The following is a 24157-nucleotide window of genomic DNA, read 5'->3' on the forward strand; positions in this document are numbered from 1 at the left end:
ATCGGTCTACGCAGGACCGCCACGATCGGCGGTCCGGCGGATCTGTGTCATTCGGCGGGGTGGCCGAGCCACAGGTCGTGCGAGTCGTCGCCGTCGCCGGTCAGGTCGACCCCACTCGCGACCACGGGGTAGCCGGTGGCCGTGACGGTGTATCGACCACCTCGCAGGCCGGTGAAGTCGTACTCTCCGTCGGGGCCGGTGGTCCGCACATCGACCACGTTCCCGGCCGCGTCGAGCAGCCTGACGCGTGCGTCGGGGACGGGGCCGCGGCCCTCGGCTCGGATCGTCCCGTGGACCCGCATACCGGGCAGCAGTTCGACTTCCTGGTGGGTCCGCCCGCTGCCGACCTCGACCAGCATGGCGGCCGGCCGGTAGGTGGTGGCACTGACCGCGAGTGTGTAGACGCCGGCGGTCACCGCCGAGACGAGGAAGCCGCCCTCGGCGTCGGTCGTGCCGGCGGCAACGACCTCACCGCGTGGGTCGGTCACGACGACCGTCGCGTCTTCGACGGGTGCGCCGTCCACGCCGCGGACGACTCCGACGAGACCGCCGGAACCCAGGAGCGTCACGTCGAAGTCGACCGGCTGGTCGCCGACCATCAGGGTCGCGGCCTGCGGGTCGTGATCACCCGCCGCGGCGATCAGCACGAAGCTGCCGGTACCGGGAGCAGACAGGACGTACCCTCCGTCGTCACCGGTGACCGCGCGGCCGATCTGCCGCCCACCGACGTCGATCAGCGTGAGCACGGCACGGGGCACCGGCGCACCGCCGTTGCGGACGTAACCGCGAATCGTGCCGCCGCCCTGCGACTCTCGCGTCGGGCCGGAGGCATACGCCGACATGGCAGCGGTGCCCCGGCCGTTGGACAGCGCGGCGGTGGAGGCATGCGCCGGGCGCATGGCGTGCCGCCCGTGCGCCGAGGCGTCCGGCACGGGAGCGGCAGCGACCACGCCGGTCGGCGGCTCCTGGCTGTTGGACGTGCGCAGCGGCACCTCCTTGATGAACAGGATCACGATCACCGCGATCAGTACGCACGGCGCGGCGTACATGAAGACGTTGCCGACGGCGTGCCCGTAGGAGTCCTGGACGACCGCGCGGATCGGGGCGGGCAGGGCGGACAACTTCGGCACCGAGCCACCGCTTCCGAGCGTGTGTACGCCGATGCGCGCGAGGCCCTCCGTCATGTAATGGGTGACTCGGCTGCCCAGCAACGCGCCGAGCGCCGAGACGCCGATCGCGCCGCCGAGCGAGCGGAAGAAGGAGACGGTCGAGCTGGCCACGCCGAGTTCCTGCGGCCGGACCTGGTTCTGCACGCACAGCACCAGGTTCTGCATGGTCATGCCCAGGCCCGCCCCGACGCAGAGCATGTAGATCGCCACCTGCCAGTAGGCGGTGTCGTAGCGCACGAGGCTCAGCAGCCCGTACCCGACGGTCATCACCCCGGCGCCGAGCACCAGGATGTTCTTCCAGCGCCCCGTGGTGCTGACGATGCGCCCGGAGATCGTCGACGAGATGGCCAGACCGCCGATCATCGGCAACGTCATGAGACCGGCCTTCGTCGGCGAGTCGCCGCGGGCCAGCTGGAAGTACTGGCTCAGGAAGGTCGTCGCGCCGAACATCGCGACGCCGACGAACAGGCTGGCCAGCGTGGACAGGGACAGGGTGCGGATGCGGAACAGATGCAGCGGCACGATCGGCTCGCTCGCGAAGTTCTCCGCCACGATGAACAGCAACGCCAGCACGATCGCGCCGCCGAGCATCGCCGCGGTCTGCCACGACAGCCAGTCGTACTTGCTGCCGGCGAACGAGACCCAGAGCAACAGCAGAGCGGCCGCGCCGGAAACCAGTGTCGCGCCGAGCCAGTCGATCTTGACCTTCCGCTTGGTCACCGGGAGGTTCAGGGTCTTCTGCAGCACGATCAGCGCGATGACGGCGAACGGCACGCCAACGTAGAAGCACCACCGCCAGCCGAGCCAGGAGGTGTCGACGATGACACCGCCGATGAGCGGCCCGCCGACCGTGGCCAGCGCGAAGACCGCGCCCATGTAGCCGGAGTAGCGACCGCGCTCGCGTGGCGAGATCATCACCGCCATGATCACCTGCACCAGGGCGCTCAGGCCGCCGGCGCCGAGGCCCTGAATGACCCGGGCCGTGATGAGCATCGCGGGATTGTGTGCCTGACCTGCGATGGCCGAGCCGATGACGAAGATCGCGAGGGCGAGCTGGATCAGCAACTTCTTGCTCACCAGGTCGGCGAGCTTGCCCCAGATCGGAGTCGTGATCGTCATCGACAGCAGCGTCCCGGTGATCACCCAGGTGTAGGTGGTCTGGCTCGCGTGCAGATCAGCGATGATCGTCGGCAGCGCGTTCGATACGACGGTGGACGACAGAATCGTCACGAACAGGCCGAGCAACAGCCCGGACAGAGCTTCCATGATCTGCCGATGGGACATCGGGACACCTGAATCAGGTGCTGTCACCCGCGCCTCGGCCGACGCTACGGTTGCCATCCAATTTCCTTTCGCGCCCGAAGAGTCCGCGGGACGATGCTTGCACTTGGTTGCCTTAGGCAAGTATCTACCAATTAGTTGCCGAAAGCAACTTTATTCCCCGTGGATCCCACCACATGGGAGATCGGCCTCGGAGGCGCCGCGCGGATCACTAGCGTCGCGTCCCGATGAATTGGCCGATACCGATTGGGACCGGGGAGTCGAGATGACACGAATGGCCGGGAAGGTCGCGCTGATCACGGGCGCGCGCAGGGGTGCGGGGCGGGCCTGTGCGGTTCGGCTCGCGCAGGAGGGGGCCGATGTCGTGCTCCTGGATCAGGACGGACCGCAGGCGCAGGCCGATCTGGCGGATACGGCGAGCCTGGTGCGCGAACTCGGACGACGAGCGTTCACCGCGACCGCCGATATCCGGGACTTCGACGCGGTCGACGCGGCCGTGCGCGGCGGGGTGGGCGAGCTCGGGCCGCTCGATGTCGTGCTGGCCAATGCCGGGGTCTACGACACACCCGGACCGTCGTGGGAGATCGACGACGACACCTGGAACCGGTCGATCGACGTCAACGTCACCGGGACCTGGCACACCGTCAAAGCCGGAGTCGCGCAGATGAATTCGGCCGGCGGGTCGGTGATCATCGTGAGCTCCACCGCGGGGATCAAGGCGTTGTCCGGGGCCTCGCACTACTCGGCGGCCAAGCACGCGATCACCGGGTTGGCGAAGACGCTCGCGAACGAACTCGGACCCCGATCCATTCGGGTGAACACGGTCCATCCGGGGTCCATCGCCACCCCGATGATCCTGAACCCCGCGACCTTCGCACGTCTGCGTCCCGATCTGGACGATCCCACGGCCGAGGACGTGGCCGAAATGCTCTCGGCCAGAACGCTTTTGCCGGTCCCGTGGGTGGAACCGGCCGATATCGGCAACGCGGTGCTGTTCCTGGCCTGCGACGAATCCCGGTACGTCACCGGCCTGCAGATGGTCGTGGATGCCGGTCTGACCCAGAAGGTTGCATGATGACGGGACGACTCGAGGGCAAGGTCGCGCTGATCACCGGCGCGGCCGGAGGTGTGGGACGCGCGCAGGCGATCCGGTTCGCGCAGGAGGGCGCCGACATCATCGCGATCGACCTGGCCGCGGCGCCGGAGCGCACGACGACGCCCGGAGTCGCCGCACAGACCCTGGCCGATACGGTCCGCGCCGTCGAGGAAGCCGGACGTCGGATCAGCGCGTTCGAGGCCGATGTGCGCGACCAGCAGGCCCTGGACGCGGCGGTGGCCGAGGGAGTCGGCGCGCTGGGACGGCTCGATGTGCTGTGCGCGACCGCGGGCATCAGCTCGACCGGTTCGGCCGTCGAACTGGATGCGCAGCGCTGGCAGACGATGCTGGATGTGAACCTCACCGGCGTGTGGCGAACCTGCAAGGCGGGAATTCCCGCGATCCTCGCCGGGGGCCGCGGCGGTTCGCTCGTGCTGATGAGTTCGATCGCCGGGCTGCGCGGGCTGGTCGGGGTCGGTCATTACACGACCGCCAAGCACGGCGTGGTCGGCCTGATGCGGTCGCTGGCGCACGAGCTGGCGCCACATGCGGTGCGCGTCAACACGATTCATCCCGCGATCGTGCGCACCCCGATGATCGAGAACCCGTCCACCATGCGGACGTTCTCGGGCGTGCCGAACCCGACCCGCGAGCAGTTCGAAGCCGGTGTGCGGACGATGCATCTACTTCCGCTGACCTTCATCGAGCCCGAGGACGTCGCGAACGCGAGCCTGTTCCTGGCCTCCGACGAGGCGCGGTGCATCACCGGCGTCACACTGCCCGTGGACGCCGGGCACTGCCTGAAATAGCTCGGCCGCCGTTCGTGCCGCCCGCTCACCGACCGGAGTGGGCGTGCGGCATGTTCGCGCGCGAACCGTGGCCGGTCGCCGCGACCGGGCGCGGGCGCAGCGGCGGCACTCCGGCGGCGGCCCGCCAGATGGTCGCGGCGGCCTTGCGCACCTCGGCGATCGCGGCCTCCAGACCGAGCGTCTGGGTGGGGCCACACAGCGACAGCGCGAAATGCTCGTCGGCGTCGGCATCCGCGGTAGGGATCGGGGCGGCCACCACGGTGACCCCCAAGGCGGTGCCCTGACTGTCCACCGCCACGCCGCCGCGGTCGCGCACTCGGTCCAGATCGCGCGCGAGTTGATTGCGCGAGCGGATGGAATAGCAGGTCGGGGCATCCTCGAAGTCGAGTTCGGCCCACTGATCGGGCGGCAGGGTCGCCAACATCGCCCGGCCCGCCGCGGTGGTCGCGACCGGTTGACGGGCGCCGGCACTCCACTGGCCGCCGGCCGTGGGCCAGATTCCCACGCGGTCGAGATGCATGATCTCGGCGCCGACGAGCATGCTCAGGTGAACGGTCAGTCCGCTGCGCCGATGCAGGTCGGCCATCACCGGCACAGCCGCGCGATGGACGTTGTGCCGTCGGGGGAACTGCGCACCGAGCTCGAACATCCGGACACCGAGGGTGTATTTGAACTGCTTGCGTTGCACCCAGCCGAGTTCGACGAGACGTTGGAGGATGCGATGCGCCGACGACCTGGGCACATGCGAGCGGCGCGCTATCTCCGCGAGGGTCAGTGGTCGTTCACCCACGAAGGATTCCAGGAGCGACGCGACCCGATCGATCATCGCCGTGGGGGTTTCCTCGAGTTGCAGCATTGCCATTACGACCTCCGAAAGATATGTCAGATCGTGTCTTCCTGTCACAATCTGACAGGTGTGAGTGTAAGCACATACCCGGGTCGCTGTAAAGCGGTTCACACTTCGGTTCGCGGATTCACCGTCGGCTCGCGCCCGGGGTAACCTGTCACAATCTGACACCTACCGACCGGTACCATCGGCGGGCAATCCGAAGGCCCGCTGACCGGGCTATCACGGCCCCGGACGACAGGGCCGACGGTGACCGAGCAACAGCAGAGAGGAAGACCGGGGTGACGAAACCGAAGCGTCCGACTCTCACCGAACGTCGCGCCGAGGAACTGCGCATGACCATCGCGCTCACCGCCCGGGACCTGTTCGTCGCCGAGGGCGACGCGTCGGCGACGGTCGAGCGCATCTGCGAGATCGTCGGCATCGCACCGCGCACCTTCCACCGGCACTTTCCGGTCAAGGAAGACGTCCTGATCCCCCTGCTGCGCCGCAGCGAGACGATCATCCTGGGCGAGTTGGCGAACGCGCCCGACGACGCCGATCCGGTCGAGGTGCTGACCTACGCGCTCACCCTGGAGGTCGGCACCAGACAGGTGCCCGACTTCGATCGCCAGCTCGTGCGGCTGATCGTCAACACCCCGCAGTACCGCCTGCGCTTCGTGGAGTGGAGCGAGGGACTCGCCGACGGGATCACGAAGTTCCTGTCCCGCTTCTACGAACTCGACGCCGAGCCGTTCCTGCGTGATCTTCCGGCTCGGCTCGTGGTGCAGACCATGCGCCACGCCATCTACCACTGGGTCGATGCCAGTGGTTCCGGGGATTACTCCGAGGTGGGGCGTTTGGAGTTCCGCGGTTTCGGCATGGCGCTGAGCGGACTGCGACGCCTTCCCGAAAAATAGCCCACCCCAACGGGATTCACCACCGCGAGGCTCCTCGGCCCCACTCGCTCGAATTACCGCGCAGCCGCGTGCCGCGCCGCGATGTAGCCGTACACGATGCCCTGTCCGATCGTCGCTCCCGCACCGGGATACGAGGCGCCGAACGCGTTGGCGGCCGTGTTCCCGATCGCGTAGAGCCCCTCGATGACCGCACCGTCGCCACCCAGGACGCGAGCGTGCCCGTCGGCGACGACGCCGCCGCAGGTGCCGAGGTCACTCAGCACCATGCGCACCGCATAGAAGGGAGCCTGGCGCAAGGCCGCCAGGTTCGGGTTCGGGGTGACGGTCGGGTCGCCGTAGTAACGGTCGTAGGCACTCTCGCCGCGGCCGAACTCCTGATCGGTTCCGGCATCGGCCTGTTCGTCGAAACGCCGGGCGGTGTCGGCGAACGTACTGCTCGGCACGTTCATCTTCGCGGCCAGCTCGGCCATGTCGTTCGCGCGGTGCGCGATACCGGCCCGGTACCAGGATTCGGGAATCGGCTGGCGCGGATAGACACCGCCCGCCATGACGTAGCCGTTGCGGTAGCGCTGATCGAACACCAGCCACATCTGTTCCACGGGATCACCCGCGCGTTCGCGGGCGAGCACGGCCTGGCCGAAGGACATGTAATCGGTGGCCTCGTTGATGAATCGTCGTCCCGTCTGGTCGACGATGAACGAGCCGGGCAGCGACCGCTCGGCGAGCATGACCGCCGGCTGGCCGCCGGGCAGCGGCGCGAACGCCGGGAACCACCACGACTGATCCATCAGCGCGACCTCGGCGCCGATCTCCCGCGCCGCGTGGATGGCATCACCGGTGTTGCCTTCGGCCCCCAGGCTCTCGTGACTGCCCAGCCGCGCCGACTGGAACTCGTGACGCGCCGTCATATCGTGGTCGAATCCACCGGCGGCGAGGACGACGCCGCGGCGCGCGGTCACGGTGACCTCCCGATCACCTTGGCGCACAACAGCACCCGAGACCCGGCCGTCGTCGTAGCGTAGCCGTTCGAGACTCGTCTCCGTCCACACCGGGATACCGGCGCGCAGCACACCGGTGAACATGCCCGCCGCGAGAGCCTGGCCGCCGGCCATGTAATCGCGGCCGATCAGCATGCCGCCCAGGCCCAGCGCCGCGCGCGCGACGATGCGCGGGAGCGCCTTGGCGGGCTTGCGCGCCAACAGGTTCATCCACTTGTAGTCGGCGCCGGTCACCGGCATGGGAACGGGTGCCGCCATGACACCGGGGCGCAGGCGCGGCCGCTCGGCGCCCAGTTTCGAGGCGTCGAAGGGGCGGCATTCGCAGGTGCGGCCCGCGGCACGGCCGCCGGGCTCCTCGGGGTGGTAGTCGGAGTAGCCCTCGGCCCAGAAGAATCGCATCGGCGTGGTGCGGCGAAGCATCTCGACGGCCGCGGGTCCGTGTTCGAGGAAGGCCTGCCCGCGGTCGGCCGGCGCGGAATCCCCGACCACCGAACGCAGGTACTTCTCGGCGTCCGCGATGGCCTGCGTGCCCTGTTCGGGCAGCACCGAACTGCCCGGTATCCAGAACGCGCCGCCCGAGCGTGCCATCGAACCACCGACGTATCGGGTCTTCTCGATGATCAGGGTCGACAGGCCGAGCTCGTGCGCGGCCAGCGCCGCGGCCATACCGGTTCCCGATCCGACAACCAGTAGGTCGACTGTCACGTCGTGAGCCTGCACCAGCGGAGGCATTTTCTTCTTCATGGGACTCGAACTCCACTTCGATTTCGGACCAACGGTCGAGCACACGGTATTGCGGCGAATTCCGGGTTCCCAGGGCCGATTCCGATGAGCGGACGCCTCGAAATTCGGCCCGGGACCACATGATTCAGCGACGGAGGAACGCCAGGACCGCGGATTCCCAGGCGGCCTTCTGCTCGATCATCACCCAGTGCCCGCAATTCGGGAATACGTGCACCTCGCCGCGCGGCAGGGTGCGCATCGCGATCAGTGCCATGTCGACCGGGCTGACGCGATCGTCCCGGCCCCAGGTCACCAGGGTCGGGACATCGATACGACGGAGTTCGGCCCAACTCGGGGTGATATCGGCGCTGCGCGCCGCCTCGGCCATTCGTGCCAGGGCCGCGCCGCTGTACATGCGGCGCGAATTCTCCATGACCCCGGGAGCGGTGGCCTGCTGCCAGCGCTGGTCGATCAATTCCTCGGTGACCAGGGCGGGGTCGAACACCATCGAACGCAGCCAGGCGACCAGCGCCGCGCGGGAGGGATCGTCGACGAATTCGCTGAGCCGGATGATGCCCTCCCCCGGCGTCGGGCTGAACAATGCGGTTCCGATGCCGCCGACGGTGACCAGGCGCTCCACCCGATCGGGGGTCGCCAGCGCGAAGTCCGTCGCGACGAAACCGCCCATCGAATTGCCGACGATCGGCACCCGGTCCAGCCCGAGTCCGTCGAGAAACGCGCGGACCGCGATGCCGGCGGACTGCATCGGATGCACGGCGCCGAAATCGTCACTGACACCGAATCCCGGGAATTCCAGGACGAGCGTCCGATAGTGGCGGGCGAAGGCCGGCACATTGTTTCCGAAATTGCGCCACCCCGTGACACCGGGACCGGAGCCGTGCAGCAGCAGAAGCGGTGGGCCGTCACCACTTTCGCGGTAACGCAGCACCCCGTGCTCGGTGGGCAGTTCGAGCAATTCGGGGGCGGTGGAATCGACTGGTGTACTCATGCGCCGGACGATGCCATCATCTGCGAGCCCGATCCGGGCATGCTCCCGTTCACCGGACGCACATCGACGGCGGCCCTCATGAGGCGCCGAGGCCGCTGTAGCGACCGCGGAAGAAGATCAGCGGCGCGAGGTCCGACGAGTAGAGATGACGCACCCGCGACACGACGATGGTGTGATCCCCGGCGGGATATTCGGCTTCGAGCTCGGCCTCGATCCACGCCAGGCAGTCGGTGACCACCGGCGCACCGGACGGCGAAGGCGTCCAATCGATTCCGGCGAATTTGTCGACACCGCGGGTCGCCAGACGACGGCACACCGTTTCCTGCGCGTCGGACAGGATGCTGACCGCGTAGAGCCCCGCGGACCGGACCCGCGGCCACGAGGTGCTCGTCGCCGCCACGCAGAAGGCGATCAACGGCGGATCCAGCGAAACCGACGTGAACGAATTGGCGGCCAGGCCCACCGGTTGTCCGGTCTCGGAATCGGCGGCGGTGATCGCGACGACGCCGGTGGCGAAATGTCCCAGCACAGTGCGCATTTCAGCGGAATCCACTTCCGGGAGCCGCGAAACGACCGGCGCTGCCGCGGTTTCCGAGCCGGGCCTGCCGTTCGGTGCGGGGTCCGCGAGCACCTCTCGCATCATCCGCCAAACCCGTTGTCGCGCAGGACCGGTCAGCGAGAGGTCGGGAAAGGTCAGAAATCCGTGGAACAGTCCGTCGAACCGGTGCGCCAGGACCGGCACACCGGCCGCGCTCAGGCGCCGGGCGTAGTCGTCACCTGAGGAGCACGGCGGGTCGAGTTCCGCGGTCACGATCACCGCCGGGGGTAGACCGGCGAGGGTGGCCGCCCGCGTCGGAACGAGGTACGGGTCGTCGGTGCCGTCCGGGGCGTACTGCTGCCAGTACCACCGCATGGCCTTCGTGGTGTTGTAGTAGCCCGTTCCGTAGCGGCGGTACGACTCGGTGGCGAAATCGTCGTCGATCACCGGATACAGCAGGACCTGCGCGGCGATCCTCGGGCCGCCCCGGTCCCGCGCGGCCAGGCTCACGGTGGCGGCGAGATTGCCACCCGCGCTGTCCCCCGCGACGGCGATCCGGCCGGGGTCCGCGTCGTATTCGGCGGCATGCTCGGACGCCCAGATCAGCGCTGCGTAAACATCTTCCATCGCCGCGGGCCCCGGATGCTCGGGCGCGAGCCGGTAGTCGACCGAGATCACGACGGCCCCGACCGCCTCGGCCATCGCCCGGCACAGTTCGTCGTGAGTGTCGAGGTCGCAGAACACGAAACCGCCCCCGTGGGCGAAGACGATCACCGGCAGCGGTCCGCGCTGCTGGTGATGTGGGACGAGGATCCGAAGGGCCAGGCCCCCGCCCGGCCCCTCGATGACGCGATCCTCGCAGATCCGCATGGCGGGGGTAGCGCGCAGTGGTCCCCGCCTCGACCGGATGAGCGTCCGCAATTCGGCGGCCGCGTACTCGGGGACGTCCGGAAAGGCATCCAGTGCCTGCAACATCGCCTCGACCTCGGGGTGCAGGCCGGGCCTGCGCTGTCCGCCCATTCGGACACGTCCTATCTCATCGTCGATGGTGTCCACCACCGGAAAGGCCCTCGGCGGCATCGAGTTCGAACCCCCGGTAACCGGCGGCGGCGACGTCGTCGCAGATGGCGCTGTACGCGCCGAATCCGCCGATGTACGGCATGAACACCCGCGGCTTGCCGGGAATGTTGGCGCCGAGATACCAGGAGTCAGCGGTCGGGAACAAGGTGGCGGACGCCTTCGCGTTGCACTCGGCCACCCAGTCCGAGACGGCTTCGGCGGTCGGCTCGATGGTGCACGCGTTGCGTTCGTCCAGGAAGTCCAGGCAATCCGCGATCCAATCCACGTGCTGCTCCGCGGTCAGCACCATGTTCGCGAGCACACTCGGACTGCCGGGCCCGGAGAGGATGAACATATTGGGGAATCCGGCGACCGCCAGACCCAGATAGGTGCGCGGACCGGCCGACCACTCCGCACGCAGCTCACGACCATCCCGCCCGCGGATGTCGATCCGGGACAAGGCGCCGGTCATCGCATCGAATCCCGTTGCGAATACCAGCATGTCGAGGTCGTAGATCTGCTCCGAGGTGCGCACCCCGCTCGCGGTGATCTCGGTGATCGGCGCGCGGCGCAGGTTCACCAGCGTGACGTTCGCGCGGTTGTAGGTCTCGAAATACCCGCTGTCGGTGACGATTCGCTTGGTGCCGATCGGGTGATCGGTCGGGATGAGCTGCTCGGCGATCTCGGGATCGCGCACCAGCTTGCGGATCTCGGCCTCGACGTATTCCCGCGCCACGGCGTTCGCGGCCGGGTCGGAGGTCTGGTCGGGGAACGCCTTGGCGAACAGCACGCCACCCCGGTCCCACCATTCGTCGAACACCCGAATGCGTTCGGCGGCATCGACTTCCAGCGCGCCTTTCGGATACGGCGTATACGGCGAGCCACCGCCGCTCAGGCGCGACAGACGTCGGCGCTCGGGATACGTCGCCTTGACCTCGGCGACGAATTCCGGTGTCAGCGGACGGTTTCGCGCCGGGATCGAATAATTCGGGCTGCGCTGGAAGACGAAGACGTGGTCCGCGCTCTCGGCGATGATCGGGATGGACTGGATTCCCGAGGACCCGGTTCCGATGACCCCCACGCGTTTTCCGCCGAAATCCACCGGCTGCTGCGGCCACTCCCCCGTGTGGTGCAGTTCGCCCGCGAAGGTGTCGCGACCCGGGATGTCCGGCATATTGGTCGCGGACAGCACCCCGGTCGCCAGAACGCAGAAGCGCGCGGTCACGCTCGCGCCGGTATCGGTCTCGATGCTCCACTGCCGAGTGTCCTCGTCGTAGACCGCCGCGGTCACCCGGGTCGAGAACTCGAAGGCCGAGCGCAGGTCGTGACGATCGGCGACGTGTTCGAGGTAGCGCAGGATCTCTTCCTGAGTCGCGAATCGCTCACTCCAGGTCCACTCCTGCTGGAGATCCTCGTCGAACGAGTAGGAGTAGTCGATGCTCTCGACATCGCAGCGGGCCCCGGGATACCGGTTGTGGAACCAGGTCCCGCCGAGTCCCGACGCGCTCTCGAAGCCGCGCACGCGCATACCGCGTGCGCGGAACCTGTGCACGGCGTAGAGACCGGCGATCCCGGCTCCGACGACGACCACATCGACATGGCTGTCCTGGGTTGTCACTGCGCTTCCTTCATCTCCCGCATCCACATCCATTCGTGGCCCCAGTAGCTGTCCGCGGTGATTTCCTCTGCGGTGTAATAGGTTTCGTCGACGGGCACGCCGCCGGTGCCGTATTCGATGTCCCAGCCACCGGGCACGCGAACGTAGAAGGAGATCATCTTGTCGTTGGTGTGCCGCCCGAGCGTCGAGGACACCGGGAACTCGCGCGCCATCACCTGGTCGTAGGCGCGACCGACCGCGTCGAGTTCGTCCACCTCGACCATCACGTGGATCAGCCCCGGATCCCGGCCTTCCAGGCTCGGCATGATCGCCAGGCTGTGGTGACGCTCGTTCACCCCGAGGAACCGGATCCGCTGCGGCGGGGCGTCCGGCGGCGTCGGCATCCGGAACGCACCGCGGGACAGGAATCCGAGGGTCTCGGTGTAGAAGGCGAAGGATTCGTCGAAGTTGGTGGTCGGCATGACCACATGGCCCAGACCCTGTGTGCCGGTGACGAAACGCTGGCCGTACTTGGTCAGCACGGGGCTGTGCTCGAGCACCGGGCCGTGGAAGAACTCCAGCGGTGTGCCGCCCGGATCCTTCGTCACGATGCCCGCCTCGACCTTGCGGCGGTCCGCCAATTCCTGTGTCATCGGGGCGTATTCGACGCCGGCCGCGTCGAGCGTCGCCGCCAGCCGGGCCAGCGCGAGCCCGTCGCGGACCTCCCAGCCGACCGCGGTCACGCGATCGACGTCACCGTGTTCGACGGTGATGCGGGAGGGCCGCTCGTCCATCCGGAAATGCAGGGCGTCCTGTTCGACTCCGAAGCCCGGGGCGAACCCGAGGACCTCGAAGCCCAGTTCGCGCCAGCGCTCCATATCGGTTGCGAGAACTCGGACATAGCCGAGACCTTTGATTTCGGTGGTCATCGTTTTCGTGCCTCTCTACGAGCCGGTCAGATCATCACGCGCAGCGGTCCGGGCGGGACCTCCACGCCGAGTGAGGACATGGCGGCGGCGTGATAGGTGGTGCTGGTGACGTGGATGGCGTGGTGCAGACCCGCGTGGGCGTCGCGCCAGAACCGCTGCAGCGTGTTGTCCATGCGCAGCGCGTTGCCACCCGCGCGGTCGAAGATCTCATCGGCCGCGCGGACCGCGCGCCAGGCGGCGCGCGCCTGATCGCGGCGCACCTGTGCGCGGGTGGCGAAGTCGATCTCCTCGCCGCGGTCGACCCGGTCGTAGATGCGGTCGACGTTGGCCAGCAGCTGCTGGCGGGCGGCGTCGATCTCCGAGGCCGCCTCACCGAGAGCGTGCAGCACGTACGGGTCGTCCTTGACCAGGGTGCCGGTGGCGCCCACACGATTGCGCTGATAGTCGATGCCCGCGGCGAGCACACCCTCGCAGATGCCGATGGTCGCCGAGGTGATGCCCAGCGGGAACATGGTGGACCACGGCATCCTGTACAGCGTCTCGGTGACGCCGTACTCCTTGGCCGCGGTGCCGTCGATCACCTTGTCCCCGTTCATGACCCGGTAATCGGGGATGAACGCGTCCTGGACGATGATGTCCTTGCTGCCGGTGCCGCGCAGGCCGACCACATCCCACGAGTCCGCGACGATCCGGTAGTCCGAGCGCGGCAGGATCACGTGCAGGCTCTGCGGCGGCATCAGCGGCTTGCCGTCGGCGCCGCCGACCATCGCGCCCAGGAAGATCCAGTCGCAGTGGTCGGTGCCGGAGGAGAACTGCCAGCGGCCGCTCATGACGTAACCGCCGTCGGTGGGCACCGCGACGCCGCCGGGCATGTACGGCGAGGCCTGCCAGGTGTTGCTGTTCTCGCCGAGGATCTCGTCCTGGACTCTCGGATCGGCGAAGGCCAGCTGCCAGGGGTGGACACCGACGATTCCGCCGACCCAGCCCGCCGAACCGTAGAGGGAGGCGGTCTGCATGACCGTCTCGGCGAACTCGCGAGGGTGGGCTTCGAAGCCGTTGTACTTCTTGCGCTGCAACAGGCGGATGAGACCGGCCTGCCGAAGGTTCTCGGCCATGGCGTCGGGCAGCCGACCCAGCGACTCGCCTTCCTGCGCGCCGGCGCGGATCTCGTCGGCGATGGCGACGATGTTGTCCAGGACTGGGTTCGGCATGGAAAACTCCTGATCCTTTGATCTGAAAGGCATTTCGAGAGAAGGCGTCCCGGTTGCCGTCACGGAACTTCTCGCGTCGGACAGAGCTTGGCAACTTCCGCTCCGGAACTGGCGCCGATCTCCTGGTGAGTGGGAAGGTATTCCGACGAGGCGATCAGTACTCGATCGCGATCTCGTCGGTGACCGGTTCCGCCTGGCAGGCCAGGATGTAACCGTCGGCGACGTCCTCGTCGGCGAGAATCTCGTTGCGCGCCATGGTTACCCGCCCCGACCGCAACGTGCAGACACATGCGCTGCAGGCTCCTTCACGGCAGGAGTACGGCGCCTCTATTCCGGCCGCCAGCAGCGCGTCGAGCAGCTTGCGGTCGGCTCGCCAGGGCACGAGGTGTTCGGCTCCGTCGATGGCCACCCGGATCGTGGCCGCGACCTCGCCGGTGGCGTCCCCGTCGTCCGGCGACTCCGGTTCGACTGCGAACGGGTCCTGCCGAAGCGACAGGAATCGCTCCGAGTGAATCCGGTTGCCGGGGATGCCGGCCTCGGCGCACGCCTCTTCGGCCAGACTCATCAACGGGCCGGGCCCGCAGATGTACACCGCGCGCTGGACGAAGGGGCGCAGCAGCATCGTCAACGCTCGGCGGGTCGGGTAACCCTGCAGCGATTGCAGCAGGTGGATCACGGTGAAACGGTCACCGAACCGGCTCTCCAGGGCACGCAGTTCTTCGGCGAAGATGACCGACGCCTCGTCTCGATTCGCGTAGATCAGCACGACATCGCCGCTGCCCGCGAACAGGATCGACTTCGCGATCGCGATCACCGGCGTCACCCCGCTGCCACCGGCGATCAGGACCACCGGCTCGTCGAGGGAGTCCGGCGTGAATGTTCCCGAGGGCGGCAGCACTTCGAGTTCGTCTCCGGCCGAGACGTTGTCACAGAGCCAATTCGAGCCGTGCCCGCCCGCCACGCGCTTGACCGTGAACTTCATCGCCGCATCACTGTGCGGTGAACTCGACAGCGAGTAGCAGCGCGCCGACCCGCTACCGGCATCGGGAATCCGGACGGTCAGGAACTGCCCCGCCCGGTATTCGAACGATGCCGCCGCCCGCACGCCGGGCTCCACGACGAACGAGGACGCGTCGGCGGTCTCGTGGACGACCTCGCGTACCCGGACGACACTGCCGCGCGAGGCCGCGGGGATTGCCGCCGAGTCGTCGAGCACCTCGCGGCCGACACTCGTTTCCGTGGACATCCGCCCTCCTGATCGCATTCGAGTCACGCCCGCGCTTCCCGGGACGGGTTTTTCGGGCTCCGGGAAGGTTAGGGCCGCGGTTCGCGGTGATCCGGGGGCGGTCTCGCTGATTGGGAGATCGGATAGCGTCCATTCAGTGAAATACCCCCCGTTTCACGCTTTCCCGGCTTGCTAGAAACGGGCTCGCCGCCAGCTGCGGCCGGGCGGCGGCCACCCGCTGCCGCACTGAAACGAGATTTTCTCCCCCGAGGAGCGCACCATGACATCCCCGTTCGCAGAAACCGACATCCGCGAAATCGAAGCCGACGACGCACCCACCCGGTTCGCCCGCGGATGGCACTGCCTGGGCCTCCTGCGCGATTACGCCGACGCGAAACCGCACGCCATCAATGCCTTCGGCACCAAACTCGTGATCTTCCGCGGCACCAACGGCAAGATCAACATCCTCGACGCCTACTGCCGCCACCTGGGCGGCGACCTGTCCCAGGGCCGCATCGAAGGCGACGAAATCGCCTGCCCCTTCCACGAATGGCGCTGGGGCGGCGACGGACGCTGCAAACAGATCCCCTACGCCCGCCGCGTCCCCCCACTGGCCCGCACGCGCTCCTGGCCCACCCTCGAACAGGACGGAATGCTGTTCGTCTGGCACGATCCCGAAGGCAAGCCGCCCGCCGACGAGGTCACCATTCCCCGCATCGAAGGCGCCGGCGGCGAGGAATGGACCGAATGGCACTGGTACACCACGGTGGTGAATACCAATTGTCGGGAAATCATCGACAATGTCGTGGACATGGCGCACTTCTTCTACATCCACGGGGCGTTGCCGACATATTTCAAGAACGTCTTCGAAGGGCACGTCGCCACGCAGTACTTCAAGAGCGAGGCGCGCGAGGACTACCCCGCTCCCGAGGGGCAGCCGAAAATGCTCGGATCCTCTTCCGTCGCTTCGTATTACGGCCCGTCGTTCATGATCGACGATCTGCTCTACCATTTCGAGCACGGCGATCAGCAGACCGTGCTGCTCAATTGCCACTACCCGATCGACGCCAACTCGTTCGTGCTGCAATACGGCATCATCGTGAAGAAATCCGCGACACTTCCGGACGATGCGGCCATGCAGGCCGCGATCGCGCTCGGCGACTTCGTCAAGCTCGGATTCGAGCAGGACGTCGAGATCTGGAAGAACAAGGCCAGAATCGACAATCCGCTGCTGTGCGAGGAGGACGGCCCGGTCTACCAGCTGCGCCGCTGGTACGACCAGTTCTACGTCGACGTCGCCGACATCGAGCCCGCGATGGTCGATCGGTTCGAATTCGAACTCGACACCACCCGTCCGCACGAGGCGTGGCAGCAGCAGGTGGCGGAAAACATTGCGCGGCAGGCAAAGTCGGCGGGCACCCCGACATGAGCGGGTTCCGGTCCGACAACCGGCTCGACGACGTCCCGATGCGGCCGCTCAGGTGTGACACCTGCGCCGCCAGGGTGCTCGTACGCAAGAGCAGCCGGGAACAGACGAGCCTGCAATGGAACGCCGCGGCCCGCGAGGCATGCCACGAACTCGGGAACTCACCCATACCGGGCCCTGCGCTGGCCGGCTGTTCACGGCTCGCGCGGGCCATAGACGAGGCGGTGATCCGCGGTCGGTTGCCTGTCGTCCAGGCTCAACCGGCATGACCCCACCGAGCGTTTCGGTGGGATGGAGAGGCCGAGATCCGCCGGCGCGGCTGCCGAGCTACGCCTGCAGGTCGAGCAGGCGCTCGGGGTTGGTTTTGATCATCGTGTGGATCTCGTCAGGTGTGAATTCGAGGTCGAGCAGGGTGCTGACCAAGATACGCATGCCTTCGGCAGGTGTCGGTCCGGAGCCGATGCCATAGTCGGTGCCCAGGACGAAGTGGTCGATGCCTATCTCTCGAATCTGCTTCGCCCAGGGCACGACGCCGCTGTATTCCGGGGCGTTGGCGATCCCGGCGATCTCGTCGGCCCACTCGCGTTCGACGTAGTAGTTGGTCCGTGGCAGGCCGCGGTGGAACATCCAGTCCGACACCGCTCCTTCGAGCAGCACGCCTTTCGCGGCCAACGCGCGCTGCTGCTCGGTCGTCATCCGTCCCCGGCACGGGTGCGCGACGACGATCTTGGTGATCCCGGCCTCGATCGCGAGGTCGACCAGCCGGATCGCTTCCTCGACCGAGACGTGGCCGGTGTTGAGGTGCACGTGCGGATGATCGGCGATCAGCTGCAGGATCTCGGCCAGGTCATCGGAGACGTTCCCGTCCAACGGGATTCGAATGGACCTGGCGAGTTCCTTCGCGGCGAACTCCGGGTATCGATCCTTGAACGGAACCGGCTTGCCGTCGACGTAGCTGCCCTCGTTGCTGGCCATGAAGTGGGTGCAGTGGGCGCCGAAATGGACGAACTTCGCGCCGTCGCCGTAGTGCAGCGCGGTCTTCACCGCGCGCGGGTTGAGCCCGCCGAGTGCGGTGGTCAAGATGATGCCCCCGAAGATATCGATGCCGGGAACCTGCCGACGGGTCAACATCGATGTGCCGCAGCTGATTCCGAGCGTGTGGTCGTAGAAGACCAGCGACCGCATGCCGGCCGCCGCGGCCTGCTCGGCGATCCGGAACGGGTCCAACCGGCCGGGGCACGACTCGAGCCACGGACCGCTGTGCACGTGGACGTCACTGACGCCCCGGATCAGCTCGTCCGGCAGCTCCATCGATCTGTTGTCGAACCTCTCGCCGACGACGGTCATATCCTGCTCCTTCTCGAAGTCACTTGTGGGCCGGTCGATTTCAGCCACGAAGATCGAATTCGCGACCGACCCCCGCGGATCGCGCCCGACTGCGGGCGAGTTCGGCGGCGGCAAGGTCCTGCAGGCCGATCCCGACCGAGTTGAACACCGTCACCTCGCGGCCGTCACGGCGGCCGGGGTGTGCACCGGTCACGATGTCGCCGAGTTCGACGAGCGCGGCTGCGTCCACGGCTCCGGCGGCGATGTTGCCCGACTCGTGCAGCGCGACGTCGAGCGCGTCGACGACCACGAGGTTCGCCCGGGCGAGCACATCCGCCGCGAGTTCGCGGAAATGCGGGCGCGGCGGCGAGCCGACCGCGTTGATGTGCAGTCCGGGCCGCAGTTCGGCCGCGGTCAGGATCGGGTCGACCGAAGGGGTGAGGGTGCACACCACGTCGGCGTTCGCGACGACCTGCCCCGGCGTCTCGGCGATGGTGACCGAGACGTCGGCGGGCGCGATCTCGGCGAGCACCTGCGCCGTGCGGTCCGAGCGGGACCAGACGACGACCTCGTCGTAACCGAGGCATTGATGAGAGCGAACATGCTCGAGCGCGAGCGCACCCGCCCCGATCAGTCCCAGCACGCGGCTGCCGGGCCTGGCCAGAAGGCGGGTGGCCAGGGCGGTCGCGCTCGCCGTTCGAATGCGGGTCAGCGTCCGGCCGTCGATCAGGGCCAGGCATTCGGCGGTTTCCGCGTCGTACAGCGCGACGGTCGATCGTTGTGCGGGCAGACCGAGCTCCCGGTTGCGCGGTATGTCCGACAGCATTTTCACCACGGCCAGCCCGAGCCAGGTCGCCGCCATCGGCAGCAGTGCCGGGCCGTGCGGGTCGGCGGCGTCCGCGGTCGCCGGCCGCATCGTGGCCGGGCGGGGCTGTTCGGCCGCGCCGGTGGTGAGCGCCGCGTGCGCGCGCTCCAGAGCGGCCATCACCTGCCGGTGGTCGAGCAACGACTCGCACTCGTCGCTGGTGAGTACCAAGGTGGTCACCCCGAAACCTCCCCTCGAGCCGGTGCATTGTCTATCCGATTTTTGTATACCAACACGTCAACCTTAACCCACGATCATCGATTCAGTCAGGCCGCAGACAGCAATGTAATCAGCGCATTCGAGTGTTCACACAACCGAAACAGGTACCCCTTGCCGCTGACAGCATCTGGCACGTATGTATACAAATACTAGTCGTCTGATGCTCCGGAGGCGTGGATGCTCAACCCCGACCGCCAAGCCGTCGTCGTCGGCAGCCATGCCGTCAGCCCACTCGATTTCGATCCCGGGGTGCTCGCGGAATTCAACTTTCCGTCCCCGCTCGGCCTGATCGACAGCACGATCCGCAAGACATACTTCACCGCCGGCCAGACGGTCGGCCGGGCCGGTTTCCAGCGGATCGCGGGCGCCCTGGTCGAGCTCGGCATCCGCGACGAATGCCTCAACGTCAACTGGTCCGGCTCGGCCCATCCCGCGCCCCAGGACCTCGACCTGCTCGAGACGCTCACCGAATGCGACCTGCCGCTGCGCCTCAACGTGTACGCCGACGCGCTGCTCGGTGACGGCCGCACGCCGACGCCGGTGCCGATGCGCGAAGCCGTGGACACACTCGTGCAGGCGGGCGCCCGCATCCTGGCGCCGGGCATCGTGCCCGCCCCCGACGCGGACGCCGAGATGCGCCAGAGAGACCTGCTCGCAGAATATTTCGAGTACGCCCGCGCACTCGGGCTGGAGACGACGATCACGCTGGCGAACGTCGGACGCCGGGACTTCGCGCAGTTGCTCCGGGCGGCCGACCACGCAGCCACCCTCGGCGCGACCCGGATCGATCTGATGGATTCGACCAGCAGCCTGAGCCCGGAGGCGATGAAGGTACTGGTACGACGCTTCCGGGCCGGTCTGAGCGCGCCGATCCCGGTGACCGTGCACGTGCACGACGAATTCGGGCTCGCCACCGCCTGCGCGGTAGCGGCCGCGACGGCGGGCGCCGGACCGGATGTGGCGATCAACGGGATGTCGTATCGCGCGGGATTCGCGCCGCTGGAGGAGGTCGTGCTCGCACTCGAGACGCTCTACGGCATCGACACGGGCCTGCGACTCGACCTGATCCAGCCGATCGCCGAACTCGTCGCCCGCGAGAGCGGCGTGCGCATTCCGGAGCTCAAACCGCTCACCGGCCGCTTCGCGTATCTCAAACACATGCCCGGGGATGCGGCCCGAGCCATGGTCGAGGGACAGGACTCGTTCCCGCCGATCAGCCACGGCCTGGTGCCCGCGAGACTCGGGCAGCGGATCACCTGGGTCTGGGGTGCGCTCAGCTCCGATGCGATGGTCCGCAATCTGCACCGGGTCGCAGTGACCGCGGGTCACGGTCTCGGCTCCGCACCCGACCGCGCCGAGATCGCCGTGCTGCGCCGCGCGCTCGACGCCCGGGTCGCCGCGATCACCGGCTATCCGCGCTGGCTGGACGAGCAGGAGGCGACCGCGCTCTACGCGGCCCTGCTCACCGCGCTGCGACAGCCGCCCGCGGAGGGCGAACTCGCGGCCGCGCTGGAAACCGCACTGCCACATCCGGATCTGATCGCGGCCGTGCGCGCCGAGGCGAAGGACCGCGTCGGCGCGATGCAGACCGCGCGCACCACGATCCTCGACTGGCCCGCCGCCGATCTGCCCGCACTGACCGCGTACTTCCGGCCGCTCGGGGGCGACGCGGAAGGGCCGCGCGCGACGTTCTCGCGCGAGGAGGAGGCCGGGCTGATGCGCGATGCCGGTACCGATCGCCACGCCCTGATCGTCGCGTTGACCGAACGATACGAACAGCGTCTCGGGCACCGGTACGTCGTGGCGACCACGGGAAGTACGGCCGCCGACATCCTGGCCCGCCTCGAACGTCGCGTCACCGACAGCCCCGAGCGGGCACACCGCACGACGGTTCGCGAATGCGCCACGATCGTCGAGCACCGTTTGCTGCGGCTGCTCACCGGAAAGGGTGTCCGCTGATGGCTTTTCGAGTGCGCGCCGATCACGTGGTGGCGTTCCAGGACGGCGGCCATGTGCTGCTGCCCGATGGCGAGGTGGTGATCGAGGGCGATGTCGTCACCGCGGTCGGGCCGCGCGCCGATCCGAACCCTGGGGACGAGGTCATCGAGACAGGCGCGAGCGTCCTGCTGCCCGGCCTGATCGACCTGGACGCACTGGCCGACATCGATCACGCGGTATTCGACTCCTGTTGGGGCGCAGCACATTCCGCGGGGCTGGACTGGTCGGCGGACTGGTTCCACAATCGTCGCCGCGACGTGCTCACCGCAGCGGAACGCCGGTTCGTACGCCACTACGCGTTCGTCCAACTGCTGTTGCACGGCGTCACCACCGCGATGCCGATCGCGGCGGAAACCCATTCGGCGTGGGCGGAGACCTTCGACGATGGCGTCGACATGGCGCATGCGGCGAGCGCACTGGGCCTGCGCGCCTACCTCGGCACCAGCTACCGCGCGGGCGTCCGGATCCGGCCCGCCGCAACGGAACCCGCGACGGTGGCCTGGAACGAGGAACTGGGCCGCGCGGGACTCGCCGACGCGGTCCGATTCGCCGAATGGCTGCGCGATCTCGGCGACCCGCTGCTGCGACCGGTACTGCTGCCCTGCCGTATCGAGACGCTGACCCCGGAACTGATGAAGGCGACCGCGGCAGCGGCTGCGCGACTGGGCACCAAGGTGCGGCTGCACTGTCTCCAGGGCCGATTCGAGTGGATCCGACTCGGCGAACGGTACCGGCGCACACCCGTGCAACTACTGCGGGAGACCGGACTGCTGGGCCCGAATCTGCTTGTGCCACACGCGATCTACCTGAACTCCTCACGCTGTACCGCAGACCTGGTCGACGCCGGCGACCCCGGCGACGACCTGCGTGCACTCGCCGACGCCGGTGTCGCGATCGTGCACTGCCCACTCACCTCGGCACGCTACGGCTCCGCACTGGAGTCCTTCGCCCGCTACCGCGCCGCCGGGGTGACCATCGCGCTCGGAACCGACTCGTTCCCACCGGATCTCGTGCGCGGCATGGACTACGGCGTCAACATCGCCAAACTCGTGGACGGCCGGCTCGACGCCGCGTCGGCCGGTGCGTACCTCACCGCGGCCACCCTCGGCGGCGCGCGGGCGCTGGGCCGGACGGACCTGGGCCGACTCGCGCCCGGTGCCGCGGCCGACCTGGTCGCCTTCTCGCTGGACGACCTGCGCGACGGCGTCCTGGAGGACCCGATCCGCACCCTGCTCGCCAGCGGCAGCGGGCGCGACGTCCGGCTGTCGATGATCGCGGGCCGGGTCGTGGTGCGCGACGGCGTCGTACCGGGCGTCGACATCAGCGCCCTGCGGACCGAGGCGCAGCGGATCTTCGACAAACTCCTGCGGGCCTATTCCGAGCGCGACGTGCTGCGACGACCGCGCCCGGAACTGCTCCCTCCGGAGTACCCCGACTTCAGGCGTTGAGCCAGGGCGAATCCTCGTTCTCCGCGAGATCGACCAGGCCGCGCGAGAACACGTTGTCCGGGTCGTACTCGTGCTTGATCTCGGCGAGCCGATCGTATTTGTCGCCGTAGACGTTCCGGGCCATCTCGTCGTTGCCCGCCACCGAGGTGAAGTTGATGTACGTGCCGTTGCGGTACGGTTCGAGCTCCTTGTCGAACCGGCGCGCCCACTCCACCAGCGGCGCCTTCTGCGCCGGATACAGCCAGTCCGCGCCGATGTTCGCACTGAACAGCGACTCGATCCCGGACGTCGAATCATCGGGCCTGGGCCGGGGATTGCGAGTGCCCGCGATGATCTCGAACGGGCACAGCAGCTGGTGGGCGATATTGGCGCTGGCGTTCAGGCTCGCGCCGGGATACGCGTCGCAGTTGCGCAGGATCAGGTCGATCGCGTCGTCGTCCAGCCGTTCGACGGCCGAGTGTTTCCAGTAATGCGCTACGCCGTAACGGAATTCGTCGTCGGTGGCGTGCTGCAACGTGACGTGCGGCACGGTGCGCACGTTGTGGTAGATCGGCGTGCCGACCGCGAACATCGGCGCGGTGATCGCGGGCTCGTCGGCCGGATCGCCGTAACAGATCGTCGCCAGTGACAGCACCGGCTGCCCACGATGCCCGGCGGGCAGCTGCGACCAGTATTCGGGCGCGCGCAGCAGCCTGATGTAGGTGCCGACGTTGCCGGGCGCGTCCGGACCCCACTCGCGGAACAGGCGCAACACCTCGGCGCGATCCCCGGCCCCGTAGAACACCTGCCGGATCGTCACCACACCGGGCAGCGGCACGGTGCGGAAGGTGAATTTCGTTGCGATGCCGAAGTTGTGGCCCGCCCCGCGCAACGCCCAGAACAGGTCGGCGTGCTCGTCCCTGGAGACGGCGAGGATCCGGCCGTCGGCGACCACCACCTCGATCTCGTCGACGTAATCGACACTCGCGCCGAACATTCGGGTCAGATAGCCGACGCCGCCGCCCAGGGTCAGCCCGGCGACACCGGTGTGCGAGACGACCCCGGCGGGCACCGCGCGGTCGTATTCGGCACCGACCCGGTCCACATCGCCCCAGCGGCAGCCCGCGCCGACGACGACCCGGCCGGTGTCCGGGTCGAGATCGACCTGGCGCAGCAGGCCGGTGTCGATCAGCACCGCGTCGTCGGCGACGGCGGTACCCGCGAGATTGTGCCCGCCGCCGCGGACCGTGATCGGCACCCGACGCGCGACGCACCAGCCGAGCGCCGCGGACACGTCCTGCGCCGACGCGCAGCGCACGATCGCGGCCGGACGGCGGTCGATATCGGCATTCCAGCCGCGCCGGAGCATGTCGTAGGACGGGTCGTCGGGTCCGACGACGTCGCAGGTGACGACGTCGCGCAGGGCGTCCACTGTCTCGGCGGGCGTTCGTGACACCGGGGTAACCATGATCGAGATCTCCGTTCGTGCGGATCAGGACGTTCGTG

18 protein-coding genes and 1 pseudogene are annotated in these 24157 nt (G+C 68.1%); 6 read left to right on the top strand and 13 right to left on the bottom strand.

Features of this window, described 5'->3' with window-relative positions; all coding sequences use genetic code 11:
- Window positions 1–47 precede the first annotated feature (47 nt).
- The gene (locus K7711_RS01365; protein WP_222964134.1) at window positions 48–2510 is read right to left on the bottom strand and encodes an MFS transporter; all 2463 of its coding nucleotides are present in this window, start codon (window positions 2508–2510) and stop codon (window positions 48–50) included.
- Between the two features lie 205 nt (window positions 2511–2715).
- Here K7711_RS01365 and K7711_RS01370 point away from each other — a divergent pair, with 205 nt between their 5' ends.
- Together K7711_RS01370 and K7711_RS01375 are read left to right on the top strand one after the other, a co-directional pair.
- A complete protein-coding gene (locus K7711_RS01370) occupies window positions 2716–3525 on the top strand; it encodes a mycofactocin-coupled SDR family oxidoreductase (RefSeq protein ID WP_222964136.1) in 810 nt (269 codons plus the stop codon).
- A complete protein-coding gene (locus tag K7711_RS01375) occupies window positions 3525–4355 on the top strand; it encodes a mycofactocin-coupled SDR family oxidoreductase (protein ID WP_222964138.1) in 831 nt (276 codons plus the stop codon). Before K7711_RS01370 ends, K7711_RS01375 begins: the two co-directional genes overlap by 1 nt.
- A gap of 25 nt (window positions 4356–4380) precedes the next feature.
- Here the strand turns inward: K7711_RS01375 and K7711_RS01380 are convergent, their stop codons facing one another.
- The gene (locus tag K7711_RS01380; protein ID WP_222964140.1) at window positions 4381–5217 is read right to left on the bottom strand and encodes an IclR family transcriptional regulator; all 837 of its coding nucleotides are present in this window, start codon (window positions 5215–5217) and stop codon (window positions 4381–4383) included.
- 266 nt (window positions 5218–5483) lie between these two features.
- Here K7711_RS01380 and K7711_RS01385 point away from each other — a divergent pair, with 266 nt between their 5' ends.
- Window positions 5484–6101: a TetR/AcrR family transcriptional regulator gene (locus K7711_RS01385; protein ID WP_040818693.1), complete on the top strand. Its 618-nt coding sequence runs from the start codon at window positions 5484–5486 to the stop codon at window positions 6099–6101.
- 53 nt (window positions 6102–6154) lie between these two features.
- Here the strand turns inward: K7711_RS01385 and K7711_RS01390 are convergent, their stop codons facing one another.
- The 8 genes and pseudogenes from K7711_RS01390 to K7711_RS01420 all read right to left on the bottom strand — a co-directional run bounded on the left by K7711_RS01390 (window position 6155) and on the right by K7711_RS01420 (window position 15411).
- Window positions 6155–7843, bottom strand: a complete 1689-nt coding sequence (locus K7711_RS01390; protein ID WP_222964141.1) for a 3-ketosteroid-delta-1-dehydrogenase — start codon at window positions 7841–7843, stop codon at window positions 6155–6157.
- 124 nt (window positions 7844–7967) lie between these two features.
- Window positions 7968–8831 carry an alpha/beta fold hydrolase gene (locus tag K7711_RS01395; RefSeq protein ID WP_222964142.1) on the bottom strand — a complete coding sequence of 288 codons (864 nt, stop codon included), beginning with the start codon at window positions 8829–8831 and terminating at the stop codon, window positions 7968–7970.
- A 76-nt stretch (window positions 8832–8907) separates the two neighbouring features.
- A complete protein-coding gene (locus tag K7711_RS47245; protein WP_235746691.1) occupies window positions 8908–9369 on the bottom strand; it encodes a flavin reductase family protein in 462 nt (153 codons plus the stop codon).
- A 72-nt stretch (window positions 9370–9441) separates the two neighbouring features.
- A pseudogene (locus K7711_RS47250) lies at window positions 9442–10389 on the bottom strand (alpha/beta hydrolase); the annotation flags it as partial.
- A 16-nt stretch (window positions 10390–10405) separates the two neighbouring features.
- Complete coding sequence (locus K7711_RS01405) at window positions 10406–12046, bottom strand: flavin-containing monooxygenase (protein WP_308014393.1); 1641 nt, start codon at window positions 12044–12046, stop codon at window positions 10406–10408.
- A complete protein-coding gene (locus tag K7711_RS01410; RefSeq protein WP_222964145.1) occupies window positions 12043–12954 on the bottom strand; it encodes a VOC family protein in 912 nt (303 codons plus the stop codon). The genes K7711_RS01405 and K7711_RS01410 overlap by 4 nt, the downstream gene beginning before the upstream one ends.
- A gap of 26 nt (window positions 12955–12980) precedes the next feature.
- The gene (locus K7711_RS01415) at window positions 12981–14165 is read right to left on the bottom strand and encodes an acyl-CoA dehydrogenase family protein (RefSeq protein ID WP_222964146.1); all 1185 of its coding nucleotides are present in this window, start codon (window positions 14163–14165) and stop codon (window positions 12981–12983) included.
- Window positions 14166–14319: 154 nt separating this feature from the next.
- Entirely contained in the window at window positions 14320–15411 is a 1092-nt protein-coding gene (locus K7711_RS01420; protein WP_222964147.1) for a ferredoxin--NADP reductase, read from the bottom strand.
- Window positions 15412–15670: 259 nt separating this feature from the next.
- Here K7711_RS01420 and K7711_RS01425 point away from each other — a divergent pair, with 259 nt between their 5' ends.
- Window positions 15671–16819 (top strand): 3-ketosteroid-9-alpha-monooxygenase, oxygenase component, encoded by a 1149-nt coding sequence (locus tag K7711_RS01425; RefSeq protein WP_222964148.1) that lies wholly within the window; start codon window positions 15671–15673, stop codon window positions 16817–16819.
- A 324-nt stretch (window positions 16820–17143) separates the two neighbouring features.
- On the opposite strand, the gene K7711_RS01430 is transcribed toward K7711_RS01425, so the two are convergent.
- Both K7711_RS01430 and K7711_RS01435 read right to left on the bottom strand, forming a co-directional pair.
- Entirely contained in the window at window positions 17144–18163 is a 1020-nt protein-coding gene (locus K7711_RS01430) for a DUF6282 family protein (RefSeq protein WP_222964149.1), read from the bottom strand.
- 40 nt (window positions 18164–18203) lie between these two features.
- Window positions 18204–19187 (bottom strand): ornithine cyclodeaminase family protein, encoded by a 984-nt coding sequence (locus tag K7711_RS01435; protein ID WP_222964150.1) that lies wholly within the window; start codon window positions 19185–19187, stop codon window positions 18204–18206.
- A gap of 216 nt (window positions 19188–19403) precedes the next feature.
- Between K7711_RS01435 and K7711_RS01440 the strand changes: the two genes are divergently transcribed.
- Entirely contained in the window at window positions 19404–21185 is a 1782-nt protein-coding gene (locus K7711_RS01440; protein WP_222964151.1) for a hydroxymethylglutaryl-CoA lyase-like TIM-barrel protein, read from the top strand.
- On the top strand, window positions 21185–22672 hold the full coding sequence (locus tag K7711_RS01445; protein WP_235746507.1) for a chlorohydrolase family protein: 1488 nt from the start codon (window positions 21185–21187) through the stop codon (window positions 22670–22672). The genes K7711_RS01440 and K7711_RS01445 overlap by 1 nt, the downstream gene beginning before the upstream one ends.
- Here the strand turns inward: K7711_RS01445 and K7711_RS01450 are convergent.
- Entirely contained in the window at window positions 22662–24119 is a 1458-nt protein-coding gene (locus K7711_RS01450; protein ID WP_222964152.1) for an FAD-binding oxidoreductase, read from the bottom strand. The two genes, K7711_RS01445 and K7711_RS01450, sit on opposite strands and share 11 nt — an antisense overlap.
- Window positions 24120–24157: the final 38 nt, after the last annotated feature.

This window comes from Nocardia coffeae, from assembly GCF_019890715.1.
GTDB classification, from domain to species: Bacteria; Actinomycetota; Actinomycetes; order Mycobacteriales; family Mycobacteriaceae; genus Nocardia; species Nocardia jiangxiensis.